We start from the raw sequence: 2,453 nt of genomic DNA, 5'->3' as shown, positions 1-2,453 counted from the left end.
TCATCTGAAAAGGTATCACTGAACAATTCCCTTTTCCTTGTTATACCCAATATCCGCCCAATAATGCTTTTCCTTGCTCTTGTTCCCTCTGGGGTGTTTACCGATCGTAGCAGTCTTTCAGCCGGCTTATGTTTCAGTATCTTGTTTAGCTCATTCACACCCCTTACATTGAACACCCCATTTTTAATTCTCAAAACATCAAAATAAACACCCATCCTATCGGTTTCCATTAGGCTTTTTTCCAGAAACCTACGAAACACCGATATGTTTTGGGTGCAACACCTTATATGGTACTCTTTCGCAGCGTTATATGCCTCTATTGAGGCACTTTGACCAGACCTTGCCAGTGCACCATCCAGCCGGAACTCCCGATACCACCATTCTCCCTCATAGAGCTTCCACACTAAGCTATCAAATAGCCCTAGATAGCTTATTCCCGCCATAGTGGTTGCCTGATAATGACCCTTCCCAAACTTAGAAAGATGGAACCACTTTTCGATCCTTTTGCACCATTGCCCTAACTTGGAGCAGGTGTCCTCATAGCTAATTCCAACAAAATCATCCGACCCTTGGGGCGGTTCTACTGGAAGCTGAACAATAGAATGGTAGGGCTCGCACATAGCGTCTTTCCTCCAAAAAGGGTTGTTTCTCCCACTCCCCTAACTATACGATTACGGCCGTTCTCGCTCTATTGGGTAGGCGACCACGACACCTATAAGGTTTTTACCCTTAACCGATATTGCACTCTCGGCAAGGGACAGCTTGGTTGCAATCGGAAGCACCTTGCATAAGTAATAGGGCAATGTAGCTAATTCGGTGCTTATGTCGCTATCTACTTTCACCCTATCCCGTACTTCGCCAAGAGCGCCTACAGTGTCTAAGTGGATATATCTATCCTTTACCCTTATTTGTGTTTGCTGGTTCTGTTCGGTGGATACAATGGATGTTCTCTTCAGTGACTCCAATAGGTTTGCTGGCACTTGGAATCCATCGTCCATGCTATACATATCATCTATCGTATCCAATATCTTATTGGGGTTTGTGCCCTCTAGCGTTCTTCCAATAAGAACAACACTACCCGAAAAGTAAAAGGCTACCATATTATCAGCGTAGCCTACTGCCTCTAATTGGTATCCCCCACCAAGTATTTTATCAAATGCTTCCCAGAAAATTGGGGGCATGGTATAGCACTTTTCCTCCATTGCATGGCACTTTATCGTTACTTTGGTTGCAGACACATTATTGGATGAAACAAATAGAATCTTTCCCCTACTAAGGACCATACTGCAACCAAGGATATCGGGCTTTCCTCCATCGGTCCCCATTGAAACCATTACATTACGGATAAGTGCACCATAACCCTCTTTTAGCTCTATTACATTATCGTCCTCCATGCGATAAGGAAAAGGGGTCAACTCCCCCAAGCGCATTGTCAGCTTGGTAGCACCCTTGCGTTTCTTTGCGACCACTAATTCGCCTTTTTCGATTAGGTCAATATCCCCAACATTCTTTATCAAGGCGATTAGTGGGTTTCCACTCACGGACCCTTTGAGCTTTGTCCTATATGGGGCAACTATGCCAATAGTTTCATTATTGGCATATACTGTTTTCCCATCAAAGCACAATCTGCCCACACTATCTAAGTCGGTGTTTTTTGATAGTGTAATTCCGACCACTTCTATACTATTCATGTCCAAATATCCCAAGGGTAGAAAATATCACTTCTCCAAGGGTAGAAAATATCACTTCTGTTTTCCCACTCTTGATCGCCCTCATTAAACAAACCATATACCCCAATCTTTTTGCCACTGTAAGAGGGCGTATCCTTTATATGCTTAAAGAGCATGGGAAAGAGCATGGGAAACGAAACTTCCAAAGAGTGGAGATTGTTGTTTTCCCTCAAATAGGGCACAATTACTATTGTTGCCTTTGCCATTATAGTAACCGGAGTGTATCCACCAATAGCACATAGCAAATACCCAATAGGACAGCCATTTGGTGGATAACCCCACACCCTCAAGCTCGAAAAGGTTGAAGCATTTTTGTTTATTAGCTCATTAAGCCTATTTGTCAATTCAAACAAGCGGTCCATTGACATATAGTAAATTTTCTGGGGCATTTTACACCATATTGTGCAAGAGTTTGGGGCACAAAAAAAGATTGGGGGGCCCTCTTGGAGGGCCCCCCAATAGCATAGCAACCTAGGGCTTATTGCCCCATTACTTTTTCCTGGGGCTCTTATACATCCCCAGTTCCTTGAACGTGGCGATCGCCTGACGCGCTTCGTAAATCATGGTCTCCACGGTTGCGCGCGAGCAAGAGAACCCCTGTTGTTCGACCCTCTCGATAACCTCTTCGGCCGGGGTGTCGGGGTCTTTATACAGGATTAGCCTGATCGCCTTAACGACGCCAGGCTTACGCTTTCCCCGTCTCTTACGGGGCTTTTCGTCCTC

4 protein-coding genes are annotated in these 2,453 nt (G+C 44.8%); all 4 read right to left on the bottom strand.

Annotation, left to right across the window (positions count from 1 at the left end):
* Positions 1–443: hypothetical protein (locus tag PHG87_07315; GenBank protein ID MDD5477983.1), on the bottom strand; the 443-nt coding region annotated here is incomplete at its 3' end.
* Between the two features lie 228 nt (positions 444–671).
* Positions 672–1,691: a hypothetical protein gene (locus tag PHG87_07310; protein ID MDD5477982.1), complete on the bottom strand. Its 1,020-nt coding sequence runs from the start codon at positions 1,689–1,691 to the stop codon at positions 672–674.
* On the bottom strand, positions 1,688–2,119 hold the full coding sequence (locus PHG87_07305; protein MDD5477981.1) for a hypothetical protein: 432 nt from the start codon (positions 2,117–2,119) through the stop codon (positions 1,688–1,690). The genes PHG87_07310 and PHG87_07305 overlap by 4 nt, the downstream gene beginning before the upstream one ends.
* 100 nt (positions 2,120–2,219) lie before the next feature.
* Positions 2,220–2,453, bottom strand: a 234-nt coding sequence (locus tag PHG87_07300) for a hypothetical protein (protein MDD5477980.1), incomplete at its 5' end; no start/stop codon positions are given.

This window comes from Candidatus Omnitrophota bacterium (assembly GCA_028716245.1).
Lineage (GTDB): Bacteria > Omnitrophota > Gorgyraeia > Gygaellales > Profunditerraquicolaceae > UBA6249.
Note: the sequence above shows the minus strand (reverse complement) of the source record. Positions and strands in the feature narration are given on the sequence as shown.

Bases quoted from the DNA above. Each gene is read 5' to 3' on its own strand.
- PHG87_07310 (MDD5477982.1), bottom strand. From the start codon at position 1,691: ATGAATAGTATAGAAGTGGTCGGAATTACACTATCAAAAAACACCGAC.
- PHG87_07305 (MDD5477981.1), bottom strand. From the start codon at position 2,119: ATGCCCCAGAAAATTTACTATATGTCAATGGACCGCTTGTTTGAATTG.